Annotated in this window: 14 protein-coding genes and 1 tRNA gene; 6 read left to right on the forward strand and 9 right to left on the reverse strand. The window is 73.0% G+C overall.

Annotated features, from left to right (window positions below; translation table 11 throughout):
- Positions 1 to 25: 25 nt before the first annotated feature.
- On the reverse strand, positions 26 to 1,876 hold the full coding sequence (locus tag FE251_RS00895; RefSeq protein WP_139947438.1) for a S9 family peptidase: 1,851 nt from the start codon (positions 1,874 to 1,876) through the stop codon (positions 26 to 28).
- Positions 1,877 to 1,977: 101 nt separating this feature from the next.
- Here FE251_RS00895 and trxA point away from each other — a divergent pair, with 101 nt between their 5' ends.
- Together trxA and FE251_RS00905 are read left to right on the forward strand one after the other, a co-directional pair.
- Positions 1,978 to 2,349: a thioredoxin gene (trxA, locus tag FE251_RS00900; protein ID WP_139072738.1), complete on the forward strand. Its 372-nt coding sequence runs from the start codon at positions 1,978 to 1,980 to the stop codon at positions 2,347 to 2,349.
- Positions 2,350 to 2,393: 44 nt separating this feature from the next.
- The gene (locus tag FE251_RS00905) at positions 2,394 to 3,128 is read left to right on the forward strand and encodes a DUF3152 domain-containing protein (protein WP_139072739.1); all 735 of its coding nucleotides are present in this window, start codon (positions 2,394 to 2,396) and stop codon (positions 3,126 to 3,128) included.
- 62 nt (positions 3,129 to 3,190) lie between these two features.
- Here FE251_RS00905 and malQ read toward each other — a convergent pair whose 3' ends face one another.
- From malQ to FE251_RS00925, 4 genes are all read right to left on the reverse strand, one after another.
- Positions 3,191 to 5,095 (reverse strand): 4-alpha-glucanotransferase, encoded by a 1,905-nt coding sequence (gene malQ / locus FE251_RS00910; RefSeq protein ID WP_139072740.1) that lies wholly within the window; start codon positions 5,093 to 5,095, stop codon positions 3,191 to 3,193.
- A gap of 367 nt (positions 5,096 to 5,462) precedes the next feature.
- Positions 5,463 to 5,536 (reverse strand) — tRNA-Pro (locus FE251_RS00915).
- 73 nt (positions 5,537 to 5,609) lie between these two features.
- Positions 5,610 to 6,524, reverse strand: a complete 915-nt coding sequence (locus tag FE251_RS00920) for a metallophosphoesterase (RefSeq protein ID WP_407925290.1) — start codon at positions 6,522 to 6,524, stop codon at positions 5,610 to 5,612.
- Positions 6,521 to 8,980 (reverse strand): transglycosylase domain-containing protein, encoded by a 2,460-nt coding sequence (locus tag FE251_RS00925; RefSeq protein WP_139947440.1) that lies wholly within the window; start codon positions 8,978 to 8,980, stop codon positions 6,521 to 6,523. Before FE251_RS00925 ends, FE251_RS00920 begins: the two co-directional genes overlap by 4 nt.
- 189 nt (positions 8,981 to 9,169) lie before the next feature.
- Between FE251_RS00925 and FE251_RS00930 the strand changes: the two genes are divergently transcribed.
- From FE251_RS00930 to FE251_RS00940, 3 genes are read left to right on the forward strand one after another with little or no spacing between them, the layout of a single operon-like run.
- Complete coding sequence (locus FE251_RS00930; RefSeq protein WP_139072742.1) at positions 9,170 to 9,505, forward strand: WhiB family transcriptional regulator; 336 nt, start codon at positions 9,170 to 9,172, stop codon at positions 9,503 to 9,505.
- Between the two features lie 9 nt (positions 9,506 to 9,514).
- On the forward strand, positions 9,515 to 9,667 hold the full coding sequence (locus tag FE251_RS00935; protein WP_139947441.1) for a DUF4177 domain-containing protein: 153 nt from the start codon (positions 9,515 to 9,517) through the stop codon (positions 9,665 to 9,667).
- On the forward strand, positions 9,664 to 10,131 hold the full coding sequence (locus FE251_RS00940; RefSeq protein ID WP_139072744.1) for a RidA family protein: 468 nt from the start codon (positions 9,664 to 9,666) through the stop codon (positions 10,129 to 10,131). Before FE251_RS00935 ends, FE251_RS00940 begins: the two co-directional genes overlap by 4 nt.
- Positions 10,132 to 10,350: 219 nt before the next feature.
- On the opposite strand, the gene FE251_RS00945 is transcribed toward FE251_RS00940, so the two are convergent.
- A complete protein-coding gene (locus FE251_RS00945) occupies positions 10,351 to 11,028 on the reverse strand; it encodes a Crp/Fnr family transcriptional regulator (protein WP_230976489.1) in 678 nt (225 codons plus the stop codon).
- A gap of 93 nt (positions 11,029 to 11,121) precedes the next feature.
- Between FE251_RS00945 and nth the strand changes: the two genes are divergently transcribed.
- Complete coding sequence (gene nth / locus FE251_RS00950) at positions 11,122 to 11,823, forward strand: endonuclease III (RefSeq protein WP_139947443.1); 702 nt, start codon at positions 11,122 to 11,124, stop codon at positions 11,821 to 11,823.
- Here the strand turns inward: nth and FE251_RS15385 are convergent.
- The 3 genes from FE251_RS15385 to acs all read right to left on the reverse strand — a co-directional run bounded on the left by FE251_RS15385 (position 11,807) and on the right by acs (position 15,085).
- Entirely contained in the window at positions 11,807 to 12,040 is a 234-nt protein-coding gene (locus tag FE251_RS15385; RefSeq protein WP_168202605.1) for a hypothetical protein, read from the reverse strand. The two genes, nth and FE251_RS15385, sit on opposite strands and share 17 nt — an antisense overlap.
- A 64-nt stretch (positions 12,041 to 12,104) precedes the next feature.
- Entirely contained in the window at positions 12,105 to 13,013 is a 909-nt protein-coding gene (locus tag FE251_RS00960) for an alpha/beta fold hydrolase (RefSeq protein WP_139947444.1), read from the reverse strand.
- A 74-nt stretch (positions 13,014 to 13,087) separates the two neighbouring features.
- Positions 13,088 to 15,085 carry an acetate--CoA ligase gene (gene acs, locus FE251_RS00965; RefSeq protein ID WP_139947446.1) on the reverse strand — a complete coding sequence of 666 codons (1,998 nt, stop codon included), beginning with the start codon at positions 15,083 to 15,085 and terminating at the stop codon, positions 13,088 to 13,090.
- Positions 15,086 to 15,150 lie beyond the last annotated feature (65 nt).

Consider the following 15,150-nt stretch of genomic DNA (forward strand, 5'->3'; position numbering starts at 1 on the left):
CGCTACCAACTCCCGGCGCCCGCCCTCAGCCCAGGTGCCGCCGGACGAAGTCGAGCTGCAGTCGGAGCTGGCGGATCCGCTCGGCGTCCACCTGCGAGCCGTGACCGGCGGCGAACTGGTAGAGCTCGACCGTCCCGCCGCGCCGGCGCAGGGCGTCGACGTAGCGCTCCACCTGCCGCAGCGGGCAGCGAGGGTCGTTGAGCCCGGCGAGGACGAGGACGGGCGCGCGCACGTCCTCGACGTAGGTGATGGGGCTGGCCGCCGCGTACGCCGCGGGGACCTCCTCCGGGCTGCCCCCGAACAGGGCCCGGTCGAAGGCCTGGAGCTGGGCCGTCTCGTCCTCGTAGGCGGCCACGTAGTCCGCGACGGGCACGTCGGCCAGGCCGAGGGACCACCGTTCGGGCTGGGTGCCCAGGCCGAGGAGGGTGAGGTAGCCGCCCCAGGAGGCGCCGGCGAGCACCGAGCGGGCGGGGTCGAGCGTGCCGGCCGCGACGAGGTGGTCGTGGACGGCCGCGATGTCGGCGAGCTCGACGAGGCCGACCTGCCCCTCGATCCCGTCGCGCCACCGGGTGCCGTAGCCGGTCGACCCGCGGAAGTTCACGCTGAGCACGGCGAAGCCCTGGTCGACCCACGCCGCGAGAGTGGGGGAGAAGGAGTCGGTGCGGTGGTCCGCCGGCCCGCCGTGGACGTCGACGACGACGGGGTAGGGCGCCTGTCCGCCCGTCGGCAGCCGCAGGAGGGAGTGGATCGTGCCGCCCGGACCCTCGACCTCGACGTCGCGGACCTCCACCGAGGGCCGCGGGCGTGGGCCGACGGGCACGATGAGCGGCCGCTCACTGCGGGTGGTGCGCAGCGCCGGCGGCTGCGCGGCCGAGGACCAGGAGAACCACACCTCCCCGTCGGGTCGCGCCGTCGCCTCCTCGACCGTGCCGGTGGTCGGACCGACCACGGTGCTGCGCCCGGTCCGCAGGTCGTGGCGGTAGAGGCGGGTGCGCGCGTGGTGGTCGACGGCGAGGAGCACCGCGTCCCCCGACGGGTACCAGACGGCGTCGGCCACCTCGCCGTCGACGTCGAGGGCGAGCTCGCGCCACGCGCCACCGACGACGTCCCACACCGCCGCCCGCGGCACGCCGGTGCGCTCGTGGAGGACGAGGAGGCGGGTGTCGCCGGGGACGGGCGCGAAGGCCAGCGCCCACACCCCCAGGCCGGGGCCGTCGGTGAGGTCGGCGACCCGGGCGCCGGTGTCGGCGGCGAGCACCCGCACGGCCGGGTGGCGGGCGTCGCCGTGCTCGGCGTGCCCGACGGCGAGGAGGTTGCCGTCGTCGCTCAGCGCGGAGGCCTCGGCGTCCCCGTCCCCGGCGTACAGGAGGACGGGCGAGGACGTCGCGGCGAGCGGGCCGAGGAAGATCTGGTGGATCGTCGTCCCGTGATCCGGGTCGCTGCGTCCGACGACGCCGGTGCCGTCGCGCGCGAGGTGCAGCCCGGCACCGTACGCCGGGGGCAGCGGGATCGGGGTCTCGGTCGCCCGGCCCGGCGGCGTGCCGAAGCGCTGACGCCGCCACACGCCGTACTCGTCGCCGTCGGTGTCGTCGAACCACCACAGCCAGTCGCCCGGCGGGTCGATGGTCGCCTCGGTCGTGCCGGCGGGCCGGTCGGTGGCCGGGAGGAGCAGGCTCGTGCTCGCCTGCCAGGAGTGCACCTGGGGCCGCCCGTCGACCGTCGCGACGACGCAGGCGCGGTCCGGCGCGTCGCGTGCCCACTCCGGCACCTCGACCTCGCCGGCCCGGAACCGCTGCTCCCAGGCAGGCGGCGACCAGCCGCCGTCCGTCCGGTGGCCGAGCGTGCGGCAGTGCGGCGGACGTGACAACCTCGACATGAGACCAGCCTAGGGTCGCGCGCACGTCCGGGCCGAGCATCGGAATAGCCGGGGGCGTGAAGCGTTGACCAGTCGAGAAATCCCCGTCTACAGGAGTAAGCATGGCGACGACCGACGTGACCGCGAGCACGCTAGAGCAGACCATCACTGACAACGACATCGTGCTCATCGACTTCTGGGCCGAATGGTGCGGGCCGTGCAAGCGGTTCGCCCCGATCTACGAGAAGGCCTCCGAGGAGTACACCGACATCGTCTTCGCCAAGGTCGACACCGAGGCCGAGCAGGAGCTCGCCGCGCAGGCCGGGATCACCGCCATCCCGACCCTCATGGCCTTCCGCGAGGGTGTCCTCGTCTTCTCCCAGGCCGGTGCGCTGCCCGGCCCGCAGCTCGAGAAGCTCATCGAGCAGGTCAAGGGCCTGGACATGGACGAGGTCCGCACCAAGGTCGCCGAGGCGCAGGCTCAGCAGGGCTGAGCCCCAGGGCCGCGTGTGGCGCGGCGACGGGCAGGAGGGGTGAGATGACGCGCGGGTCGAGGCTCGTGCCGGTACTCGCGTGGCTCCTGGCCGTCGGCGCGACCACCGGCTTCATCGCCCCGCCCGACGACGGCGCGCACAAGGTCGTGGCCGGGCGACAGGCCGCGGTCGAGGTGCCTCCGTCCAAGTCGCCGACCCTCGGGTTCGTCCCCGAGCAGGGCGGCCTGTGGCGCCTCGAGATCCCCCACGACGCCGGTGGCGACGTGCGGACCGTCCGCGGCCGCTCGGACCCGCCGCGGGAGGCCGGCCGCACGGTCAGCGTGCGCGTTCTCGTCGAGGTGGGCCTCGGCATCGACGGCCAGGAGTTCGCCCGTCAGGTCATGGCGACGCTCAACGACGAACGCGGCTGGGGCCACGACGGAAGCATCGTCTTCGCCCGCACCGACGGCGAGGCCGACGTCGACGTCACGCTCGCCTCCCCGGCCACCACCGACGCGCTGTGCGCCCCCGTGGCCACCGGCGGGCGCGTCTCGTGCGGGCGGGTCGGCTTCGCCGTGCTCAACGCCGAGCGCTGGGCCCACGGGGCCGAGCCGTTCCTCGAGGCGGGCGGCACGGTCGCCGAGTACCGCCGCTACCTCGTGAGCCACGAGGTCGGCCACGTCCTGGGCCAGGCGCACGTGCGCTGCCCCGTCCCGGGCGCTCCCGCGCCGGTGATGCTCCAGCAGACGCTCGGGCTGGACGGCTGCCTGCCCAACGGCTGGCCCGCGCTCGGCGGCTGAGCGCGACGAACGGCCCGGCACCGTGCGGTGCCGGGCCGTTCGCAGGACCGAAGGGGTGGCCCCTACCTGCCTGCCCCGCGCATGAGGGTCGCGATGCGGCCGGCGAGCTCGCCGTCCAGGACGCCGGTGACCCCACCCGGGAGGCCGAGGCGCCAGTTCGGCCAGGCGTCGACGGTGCCGGGCATGTTGGGCCGCTCGGCGACCGCGCCGGCGTCGTCCAGGGTCACCACGGCCACGAGGGAAGGGCTGTGTGCCACCCGGGAGTACTGGGCGAGGACGGCGTCGGCGATCTCGGCCTCGGTGACCTCGGCGCCGGCCTTGTGCTCGTCGATGCCTGCCTGACGGCGCAGGTCGCGCGTCTGGCGGGCGGCGTGCTCGGGGTCGAACGCCTTGCCGATCGCCTCGAGGTCGAGGGTGTCGGACCCGGTGACGCACCCGGCGACGGTGACCTGGTCGTGGGTCGAGGAGGTGGCCATGGACTGGACCGGGTTGTCGCCCGGCCGGGTGCGCATCGCGGCCCGGTAGCCGAGCATGCCGATGTCGGCCATCGTCTCCCGCACGCCCTCGGCGACGGTGCCCATGTCCTCCCCGCACACCCACGCCCCGGCCCGGTGGGCCTCGATGCGTAGGACCGCCAGGAGGGCGTCGACCGGGTAGTGCACGTAGGCACCGACGTGTGCGGTGCGGTCCGAGGGCACCCAGAACAGGCGCCACAGCTGCATGACGTGGTCCATCCGCAGCGCTCCGGCGTGGCGGAGCCCGGCGCGCACCATCTTCACGAACGGCTCGAGGTCCATCCGCACCAGCGCGTCGGGGTCCAGCGGCGGCAGTCCCCACCGCTGCCCCTCCCGGTTGTGGCGGTCGGGCGGGCACCCGACCTCGAAGCCGGTGGCGATGGCGTCCTGGTACACCCAGGCGTCCGCGCCGCAGGAGTCGAAGCCCACGGCCAGGTCGGCCACGACGTCCACCCCCGCGGAGCACGCGCGGGCGAACTGGAGGTCGGCGATCCACTGGCACCACGACCAGAAGGCCACCTCGCTCGCAGCCCGCTCACGAACGGCGAGCACGGCTGGGGAGTCCGGCCGCTGCAGGGGCTCGGGCCACTCGCGCCAGCTCGGCTGGCCGAGCTCCTCGGTGATGACGCAGTAGGTGGCGAAGCGGGCCAGGTCCTCTCCCGCCTCGGTGACGAAGCGCTCGGCCTCGCGGGGCAGCCGTCGGCCGATGGCCTCCCAGATGCGGCGCAGCCCGGTGAGCTTCAGCTCCCAGACGCGGTCGCGGTCGATGCGCCGCTCGGAGTTCAGCGCCCGGCCCTTGGCGGCGAGGTCGGACAGGTCGACGAGCTCGGCGTCGGGCGCCTGGCCGACTGCGACGTGCTGCAGGTTGAGCCACTCCCGCGAGGACGGGGAGTAGGGGGAGTTGGTCTGGTGCGCGGTGGGCGCGGTGGCGTGGACGGGGGAGATGAGCACCATGCCGGCGCCGGACTGCCTGGCGCGGCGGGCGATCGTCTCCAGGTCGGCGAAGTCGCCGATGCCCCAGGAGGCGTCCGTGCGCGCGGCGTACAGCTGCACCGCCCAGCCCCACGTCCGCCCGGGCTGGGGCAGATGCTCAGGGGCGGCCAGGACCAGGCGGCGCGACCCGTCCGGGCCGAGGAGGTGGTGGTAGCCGACCGCGTCCGCGGGCAGCGCACCGGCGACGTCGATGACGTCCCCGTCCTCCAGCTCCACGCGGCCGTGAAGCTCGGGGTGCCACCTGCCGGGAGTAGCGACGAGGGGCGCGGGCGGAGGAGCCGGGGACAGCCGGGCCGCCAGGCGGGCAAGAGTCTCGGCCGGCGTGTGCCGAAGGACGCCGAAGGCGTCGTAGTAGGGCACCGCGACGCCGCGGGCGGCGAGGGCGGCAGGGTCGACGCCCCGCTCGGTGGAGGGTGCGTCGTCGACCGGGTGAAGCAGAGGTCGGGTGAACTGGGACATGGAGGCGCTTCCGTAGGCTGTCGTGACGCTGCTGCTCATATTTTAGGCTTCCCGAACTGCGCTTGGGGGGACCCGTCGCCTTTCGGGAGTGTGCGGCAGGCGGCTCCGAGCGGGCTCGGCGCGGGTGCGCCGGGGCCCCCGAGCGCGACCTGCCGGCTCGTGCCCACACCTATCGGCGGGCCGGACACCATGATGAGCGCCTCTGCTCGGACCTCTCCCGGACCCGCTGTCGACCTCACCGCAGATCCGCGGGGGGTGCCTCTCGCTGCGCGCCGTGCGTCGTCGTCGTCGCGTCGCGGTGCCGATCGGGGCGGGGAGAAAAACGGCCGCCGACCTGCATTCCTGCAGGTCGGCGGCCAGTTCACCGTCGGGGTGGCGGGATTCGAACCCACGACCTCCTCGTCCCGAACGAGGCGCGCTACCAAGCTGCGCCACACCCCGGTGAAGCCAGATCAGGATAGCGGAGCAGGTGGCCGGGAGTGAAACCGGCACCCCGCGGTGTGAGGGAGATCGCTCACGCGCGCGGCATGAGCTGGAGCAGGCTCACCTCGGGCCGGCACGCGAACCGCACCGGCGTGTAGGGCGAGGTGCCCATCCCCGCGGACACGTTGAGCCACGCGGAGCCCTCGCCGCCGGGTGCGTCCGGCCGCGCCCCGGGCCACCCGTGCAGGCCGCTCGCCCGGCCGGTGTCCAGGTCGCTGTTGGTCACGAGGGCGCCGTACCCCGGCACGCGCAGCTGCCCGCCGTGGGTGTGCCCCGCGAGGACGAGCGTGCAGCCGTCGTCGACCATCGCGTCCAGCACCCGCGTGTAGGGCGCGTGGGTGACCCCGAGGTGGAGGTCGGCGCGCTCCGCGGGGGCGGCCATGCGGTCGCGGTCGAGGTGGGGATCGTCCACGCCGACGAAGGAGATCGAGTGGCCGGCCACCTCGAGGCGGCCGCGGGTGTTCGTGAGGTCGAGCCAGCCGCCGGAGGACAGCGTCGCGATGAGGTCGCCGGTGGGCAGCGGCAGGCTCGGGTCGCTCTTCTCCTTGCGCCGCGAGGAGGGCACCAGGTAGCGCGCGGGGTTCTTCGGCCGGGGGCCGTAGTAGTCGTTGGACCCCAGGACGAACACGCCCGGCACGTCGAGGAGCGGGCCCAGCGCGCTGCGGACCGCCGGGACGGCGTCCTCGTGCGCGAGGTTGTCACCGGTGGACACGACGAGGTCGGGCTCGAGCTCGGCGAGGCGGCGCACCCAGGACTGCTTGAGCCGCTGCCCCGGCGTGAGGTGGAGGTCGGACACGTGGAGGATGCGCAGCGGCCGGCTGCCCGCCGGCAGGACGGGGAGCGTGTGGGCCCGGACGGTGAACATGCGGGTCTCGGCGACGGCCCAGCCGAGGGCGCCGAGCGCGGACAGGCCGAGGGCGCTCGTGAGGCGTGTGATCACGGTCAGTCGTCGTCCCCGCCGCGGCCCCGGCCCTCGCCGGGGTTGCCGCCGTTGCCCGGGTTCTCGCCCGAGTTCCCTGGGTCGTCACCGGAGGGGTTCGCGCCGGCGTCTTCGCCGTCACCGCCACCCGCGGGGTCCTCCCCGGCCTCGCTCTGGCGTCCACCGCTAGTGTAGATCGTCACGGTGCTGCCGGCGGGCGCCTGGCTGCCGGCCTCCGGGGTCGTCGCCACGGCGAGGCCGACCGGCCAGCCGGAGTCGACGGCGTCGCCGATGCGCACGGTGAACCCGGCGGCCTCGAGCGTCTGCTGGGCCTGCTCGACGGTCTGCCCGCCGATGCTCGGCACGCGCAGCCGCTCGCCCTGGACGGCCCGCGGGCTCGCCGGGGCGAAGTTCTCGATCGGCATGCCCTCGGTCGCCCGGAGCATGTAGGCCTTCCACGTCGGGGCGGCGATGAGTCCGCCGTACACGCGGTTGCGCCACTGGCCGTTGATGACCTCGTAGCCCATCTGCTCGTCCCGGTCGGAGTGCCCCATCCACACCGCCGTCGACATCTGCGGGACGTACCCGATGAACCAGGCGTGCATGTCCTCGTTCGCCGTGCCCGTCTTGCCTGCGGACGGGCGCGGGGGGATGCGCGCGGTGGAGCCGGTGGAGTCCCACTCCGGGCCCATGACCGACTGGAGCGCGTAGTTCGCCGCGTTCGCGACGTCCTCCTCCAGCACCCGCTTGCAGTCCGAGGGCGGGACGGTGATCTCCTCACCGTTGCGGTCCTGCATCCGGGTGATGGCGACCGGCTCGCAGGCGATGCCGCCGGCGGCGAGCGTGGCGTAGGCGTTGGCCATCGACAGCGGGGTGACGGTGTTCGAGCCGAGGATCATCGCGGGGTTGTTCTGCAGCGGCTCCCCCGAGCCCGTCTCGACGCCCATGTCGGCGGCGATGCCGGTGATGGCGCACAGGTCCATCTGCTGCGCCATGACGACGAAGGAGGTGTTGATCGAGGTCCGGGTCGACTCGAGCACGGTCTCGCTGCCGCCGCCGAAGCCCTCGAGGTTCTTGGGCTCGTAGTTGTCGGCGTACTCCGGTGCGCAGGAGATCGTCCAGTCCCGCCTCGGGAAGAACCGGTTGGCGGAGTTCACCCGCTCCATGAGCGAGTGTCCATCGCGCAGCCACTGGACGAGGGTGAAGACCTTGAACGTCGAACCGGACTGGAAGCCGGAGCCGCCACCGTGGGACTGGCCGACGTTGTAGTTCACCTGGGTCGCGCGCGGGTCGGCCTCGGAGGCGACGCCGTAGCGGGTGTTCTGCGCCATCGCGTAGATGCGGCCGGTGCCGGGCTCGATCGAGGACAGCGCCATCGAGATGCCCGACGGGTCGTCGACAGGGACCGAGCCGACGAGGGCGTCGAAGGCCGCCTGCTGCTTGGCCGGGTCGAGCGTCGTGTGGATGGTGAGGCCGCCGCGGTTGAGCAGCTGACGGCGGTCCTCGACGGTCTCGCCGTAGGCGTCGTTGAGAAGGATCTCGTTGACGACGTACTGGCAGAAGTAGGCGGCGTTGCCGGCGACGCCGCAGCCGCGCGGGGCCTCCTGGACGTCGAGCATGTCCGCGATCGGGATCGCCACGGCCTCGTCGTACTCGGCGCGGGAGATGAAGCCCTCGCGCAGCATCGTGCCGAGCACGGTGTTGCGCCGCTGCTGGGCGTTCTCCGGGTTGGTCACCGGGTCCCAGCGGGCCGGGGACTGGGTGATGCCCGCGAGCATCGCCGACTCGGCGATGCTGAGGTCGGCCGCCGACTTGTTGAAGTAGTGGTGCGCGGCCGCCTCGACACCCCACTGGGAGGGGCCGAACTGCGCGATGTTGAGGTAGCCGGTGAGGATCTCGTCCTTGGTCCGCACCTGCTCGAGCGCGATCGCGAGGCGGGCCTCACGGAGCTTGCGCGCGATCGTCGTCTCGGTGGCTGCCTGGTAGAGCTCGGGGTCGTTGAGGACCCGGCTCTCCTCGATCTGCACGTTCTTCACGTACTGCTGGGTGAGCGTCGAGGCACCCTCGAGGTCACCCCCGGTGATGTTGCGGACGGTGGCGCGCAGGATGCCGTCCGGGTCGACCCCGCCGTGCTCGTAGAAGCGGTGGTCCTCGACGGCGACGACCGCGTCCTTCATGTGCTGGGAGATCTCGTCGAAGCCGACGACGATGCGGTTCTCCGCGAAGAAGGTCGCCAGGACGTTGCCGTCCGCGTCGAGCATGACGCTCTGCTCGGAGGGCTCGTCGATCTCCAGCTCGGTGGGCAGGTCGTCGAACAGGTCGGTGGTCGCGTTCCCGACGGCCCCCACCGAGCCGACGGCCGGCAGCAGCAGGCCCGCGGTGAGAAGTCCGCCCGCGATGGCGATGAGCAGGAAGGCGATCATCATCGCGACGAGCTGGACGGGTCGGACGGCGCGCCCGCGCGGCGAAGGACGTGAGGCCATTGCTCCAGAGTAAGGGGCGGGCACCGTGAGGCGTCGAGGCCGTGGGACATTTCACCTGGTGTCTCCACGAGATCTCCATGTCACCCCTAGGTCACGTTTCCTCTAAGGCCCTTCCTAGGGACCGCCAAGTGGGGTTACGGTTGCGCGAACATCGGCGGCAAGGACGCCGCGACGACGCAGGAGGTGGGGATGAGCTCCTTCGAGGACCAGACGTGGGCGGCACGCGCAGCGTGCCGTCAGGTCGAGCCGGACGAGTTGTTCGTACGAGGTGCGGCCCAGCGGGCCGCACGGGAGCTGTGCTTCAGGTGTCCGGTGCGCATGGAGTGCCTGGCGGACGCCCTGGACGCGCACGTGACGTTCGGGGTGTGGGGCGGTCTGACGGAGCGGGAGCGGCGGGCGCTGCTCCGCCGCTACCCCGAGGTCGCGTCGTGGACGGAGCGGCTGAAGGACGAGGACGACGACGTCATGGCAGAGCTTCGCGCGGAGCGGGCTCCCCGCATCCTCGCGAAGATCCGCCAGGCCTAGGATGACGGGATGACGACCTGGGAGTACGCAACGATTCCTCTGCTCATCCACAGCACCAAGGCGATCCTCGACCAGTGGGGCGCCGACGGCTGGGAGCTCGTCCAGGTGGTGCCGGGGCCGTCGCAGAACCTCGTCGCCTACCTGAAGCGGCCCAAGCAGTGAGCGTCTCCGACCGGCTCCGCGAGCTCGGCCTGCGCCTGCCGGCGGTCCCGCTGCCGGTGGCGAACTACGTGCCCGCGGTGCGCCACGGCGACTTCGTGTGGACCTCGGGCCAGCTGCCGATGGTCGACGGGGCGCTGCCGGTCACGGGCAAGGTCGGCGACGGGGAAGGGCTGGTGACGCCGCAGCAGGCGCAGCAGCTCGCCCGCACCGCCGCCCTCAACGGTCTTGCGGCGATCGCCGCGACCGTCGGGAACCTCGACGTCGTCGTCCGCGTCGTCAAGGTCGTGGGCTACGTTGCGAGCGACCCGTCCTTCACCGGCCAGCCCGGCGTGGTCAACGGTGCCTCGGACCTGCTCGGTGAGGTCTTCGGCGAGGCGGGCCTCCACGCCCGCAGCGCCGTCGGCGTGAGTGCGCTGCCGCTCGACGCCCCCGTCGAGATCGAGCTCGTCGTCGCCCTCCGCTGACCGCCCCCTCCGCCGACAGCCGAGTTCCTCGCGACAGCGGAGTTCCTCGCGACAGTCGAGTTCCTCGCGACAGCGGAGTTCCTGCCGACAGCCGAGTTCCTCGCGACAGCGGAGTTCCTCGCGACAGCCGAGTTCCGTGCATGACAGAACCCGCCGACAGTGCGGCCCTCGTCCCGGGTGACCGGGCGGGAACCGTACTCTCGGCGGGTTCTGTCGTGCTCAGCGGGCGCGGCGCTTGAGCCGCTCCAGGTCGAGGATCTGGACGGCGCGGCCCTCGAGCCGGATCCAGCCGCGGGCGATGAAGTCCGCGAGGGACTTGTTCACCGTCTCGCGCGAGGCACCGACGAGCTGGGCCAGCTCCTCCTGCGTGAGGTCGTGCGCGACGCGCAGGCCGTCGGGCGTCTGCTCGCCGAAGCGGACCGACAGGTCGAGCAGCGCCTTGGCCACGCGGCCGGGCACGTCGGAGAACACGAGGTCGGCGAGCGCCTCGTTGGTGCGACGCAGCCGGTGGGCGAGCGCGCGCAGCATGTGCTTGGCGAGCTCGGGCCGGGTGTCGATGAGGTGCATGAACGGGTCGTGCTGGAGCTCGAGCAGCCGGGTGGTCGCGACGGCGGTGGCCGTCGCGGTGCGCTCGCCGGGCTCGAAGAGGGTGAGCTCGCCGAGGAGCTCGCCCGGGCCGAGGATGGCCAGGAGGTTCTCCCGGCCGTCGCTGGAGCGGTGCCCGAGCTTGATCTTGCCCTCGATGACGAGGTACAGGCGGTCACCCGGGTCTCCCTCGTGGAAGAGGGTCTCCCCGCGGCGCAGGCTGACCTCCTGCATGGCCTCGCGCAGGGCCGCGCGGGCCTCGTCGTCGAGAGCCGCGAAGAGGGGCACAGAACTGATCGCGGAGTCGTCCACGGTGGCTTCCCATCTGTCGGTGTATCGGCGGGCTGCCAGGCCCTGGCGTCCATCCTGCCACCGAGTCCGCAGAACTGCCCGTAACCTGGCGCGATGAGCAGCGACCGGACAGGGCTCGGACGTCCTCCGGCGCCTGCCGTCGAGGTCGACGACCGCCTCACGGAGCAGTGGCCCGACGCCCGGTGCGAGCTCGACTTCACCACCCCGTTCGAGCTCCTCGTCGCCACCGTGCTGTCCGCCCAGACCACCGACGTCAGGGTCAACCAGGTGACCCCGGAGCTGTTCCGGCGCTGGCCCGGTCCCGCCGGGCTCGCGGCCGCCAGGCAGGAGGAGCTGGAGCAGGTGCTGCGGCCGCTCGGCTTCTTCCGGGCCAAAGCGACGTCCCTGCGTGGCCTCGCCGCGGCGCTGCTCGAGGAGCACGGGGGTGACGTGCCCGCTGACCTCGACGCGCTCGTCCGCCTGCCCGGCGTGGGGCGCAAGACCGCCAACGTCGTCCTCGGCAACGCGTTCGGGATCCCGGGGATCACCGTCGACACGCACGTCGGCAGGCTCGCGCGCCGGCTCGGGTGGAGCACCGAGAAGGACGCGGTCAAGGCGGAGCGGGACATCGCCGCCGTCCTGCCGCGGGAGCGGTGGACGATGGCGTGCCACCGCCTGATCTTCCACGGCCGCCGGGTCTGCCACTCCCGCAAGCCCGCCTGCGGGGCGTGCGTGCTCGCCGACCTGTGTCCGAGCTACGGCGTCGGGGAGACGGACCCGGAGGCGGCCGAGGCGCTCGTCAAGCTCCCGGAGTAGCGGCGGAACCGCGCCCGAGGAGCTCGGCTGTCGCGCGGAACTCGGCTGTCGTGCGGAACTCCACTGTCGGCACGAACTCGGCTGTCGCGCGGAACTCGGCGCTCGCGCGGAACTCGGCTGTCGTGCGGAACTCGGCGCTCGCGCGGAACTCGGCTGTCGGCACGAACTCCGCTGTCGCGCGGAACTCGGCTGTCGTGCGGAACTCGGCTGTCGGCACGAAGTCCGCTGTCGTGCGGAAGTCGGCTGTCGGCGGAGGGGAGGGGGAGGGGAGGGGAGGGTGGCTAGTCGGGGAGGGTGGCGAGGAAGTCGAGGAGCAGGGCGGAGACCTCGTCCGGGGCCTCCTCCGGGAGGAAGTGGCCCGCCTCCGGGACGACGGCGGTGCGCAGCGGGCCGCGCACGTGCTGGGCGTCGGAGGCGAAGGCCGCCGACGGCGTGAAGCGGTCGGCGCCGCCGCGCACGCTGAGCACGGGCACGGTCACCGGGCTCGCCATCGCGGCGAGGTAGCGGCGGCCCGCCGGTCGCGGCGTCGAGCGCACGAGCCAGCGCAGGTGCTCGAGCGTCGTGTGCGCGACCGAGGGCAGGCGCACCCCGGCCCGATAGCTGCGCAGCTCGTCCTCGGGCAGCACCCGCCCGGGTGCGGAGGCGTCGGTGAGCAGACGGTCGACGAGGTTGCCGTGGCGCAGTGCGCGCTCGGGGAACCACGGCGCCTGGATCCTGGTGAGGAAGAGCCGCGCGCGGACCCCCAGGTGGTTGTTCGGGCGCAGCAGCGGCACCGGGTGGGGCGCGCCGAGGACGACGACGGCGCGGGTCGTCCGCGGCTCGAGGACGGGCATCGACCACGCGAGCAGGCCACCGAGGTCGTGCCCGACGACGACGGCGTTCTCGTGCCCGAGGGAACGGACCACCCCGCCGACGTCGGCGGTGAGCACCTGCATGGCGTGTCCGGTGGGCGGCTTGTCCGAGCCGCCGAAGCCGCGGATGTCCATCGCCGCGACCCGGTAGCCGGCCTCGGCCAGCGCGCGGACCTGCGCGCGCCAGGCCCACCAGAACTGCGGGAACCCGTGGAGGAGCACGACGAGGTCACCGCCCTCCGGTCCCGCGAGGACGACGTGGAAGCGAGCGCCGTTGGCCGCGACGAACCGGTGCTCCCACGGTCCGTCCTGCCACAGCGAGTTCTCAAGGGGTGCCACGACGAGTGAGCCTAGCCCCCGGGCATGCCGGAGCCCGGTCCCCGCTCACGGGAACCGGGCTCCGAGGGGAGTGACTAGGTCGCCATTCCGGCGGAGATCTGCTCCATGACCGAGGAGTCGGCCAGCGTCGTCACGTCCCCGATCGCCCGGTGCTCCGCGACGTCGCGCAGGAGGCGGCGCATGATCTTGCCCGAGCGGGTCTTCGGCAGCTCGGCGACGACGAGGATCGAGCGCGGCTTGGCGATCGGCCCGATCGTCTTGGCGACGTGCGCGCGCAGCTCGGCGATGTGCTGCTCGGCCCCCTCGGTGCTCGCGGCCGCGGCCGCCTCACCGCGCAGGATGACGAACGCGACGACGGCCTGGCCGGTCGTGTCGTCACTCGCGCCGACGACGGCGGCCTCGGCGACCGTCGGGTGGGAGACGAGCGCGGACTCGATCTCCGTGGTCGAGAGACGGTGGCCGGAGACGTTCATGACGTCGTCGACCCGGCCGAGGACCCACAGGTCGCCGTCGGCGTCCTTCTTCGCGCCGTCGCCGGCGAAGTAGATGCCGGGGAAGCGCGACCAGTAGGTGTCCTTGAAGCGCTGCTCGTCGCCCCAGATGCCGCGGAGCATCGAGGGCCACGGCTCGGTGAGGACGAGGTAGCCGCCCGAGCCGTCGGGGACGGACTCGCCCATCTCGTCGACGACGTCGGCGACGATGCCGGGCAGCGGCGTCTGGGCCGACCCGGGCTTGGCGGCGGTGACGCCGGGCAGCGGGGAGATCATGATCGCCCCGGTCTCCGTCTGCCACCACGTGTCGACGACGGGCGTGCGGTCCCCGCCGATGACGCGGCGGTACCAGACCCACGCCTCGGGGTTGATCGGCTCGCCGACCGACCCGAGGACGCGCAGGGAGGAGAGGTCGAAGCGGCCCGGCTCCTCCTCGCCCCACTTCATGCACGTGCGGATCGCCGTCGGGGCGGTGTAGAGGATGGAGACCTTGTACTTCTCCACGATCTCCCACCAGCGGCCCTTGTGCGGGGTGTCGGGGGTGCCCTCGTACATCACCTGGGTGGCGCCGTTGAGGAGCGGCCCGTACGTCACGTACGAGTGGCCGGTCACCCAGCCGATGTCGGCGGTGCACCAGTAGACGTCGGTCTCGGGCTTGAGGTCGAAGACGTTGCGGTGGGTGTAGGCCGACTGCACGAGGTAGCCGCCCGTCGTGTGGAAGATGCCCTTGGGCTTCCCGGTCGTGCCCGAGGTGTAGAGGATGAACAGCGGGTGCTCGGCCTCGACGTCGACGGGCGCGTGGTCGGTGCCCTGGCGGGGGACGATCTCCTCCCACCAGACGTCGCGGCCCTCGGTCCACGCGACGTCCTGGCCGGTGCGGCGCACGACGAGCACCTTCTCCACGGGGGTGTCGCCGCGCTCGAGCGCCTCGTCCACCGCCGGCTTGAGGGCGCTCGCCTTGCCGCGCCGGTAGCCACCGTCGGAGGTGATGACGACCTTGGCCTCGGCGTCGTTGATCCGCGTGTGCAGCGCCTCGGCGGAGAACCCGCCGAAGACCACCGAGTGCGGCGCGCCGAGGCGGGCGCAGGCGAGCATCGCGACGACGGCCTCGGGGATCATCGGCAGGTAGATCGCCACCCGGTCACCGGTCTGCACGCCGAGCTCGGCGAGCGCGGACGCCGCGCGGGCGACCTCGTCGCGCAGCTCGGCGTAGGTGATCGTGCGGGTGTCACCCGGCTCGCCCTCCCAGTGGATCGCGACCCGGTCCCCGTGCCCCGCCTCCACGTGCCGGTCGACGGCGTTGTGGGCGGCGTTGAGCCGACCGTCGCCGAACCAGCGCGCCCGTGGGGCGTCGGACCAGTCGAGGACCTCGGTGAAGTCCGTCGACCAGGAGAGCAGCTCGCGCGCCTGGTCGGCCCAGAAGCCGAGCCGGTCGGCGGCGGCCTGCTCGTACAGGTCCGCGGTGGCGTTCGCCTGCGCGGCGAACTCGGGGCTCGGCGGGAAGCGGCGCTCCTCGACGAGCAGGTTCTCCAGGCCCCCGGCTTCGGTGGAACCGGTCGCGGCGCTGGTGTGGTCAGCCATGGTCAATCCTCCGGACGACGTTGTTCGTAGCATCGCCGGTGCCCCCGTCTATGGCCGGGATCACA

The organism is Georgenia wutianyii (assembly GCF_006349365.1).
Lineage (GTDB): Bacteria > Actinomycetota > Actinomycetes > Actinomycetales > Actinomycetaceae > Oceanitalea > Oceanitalea wutianyii.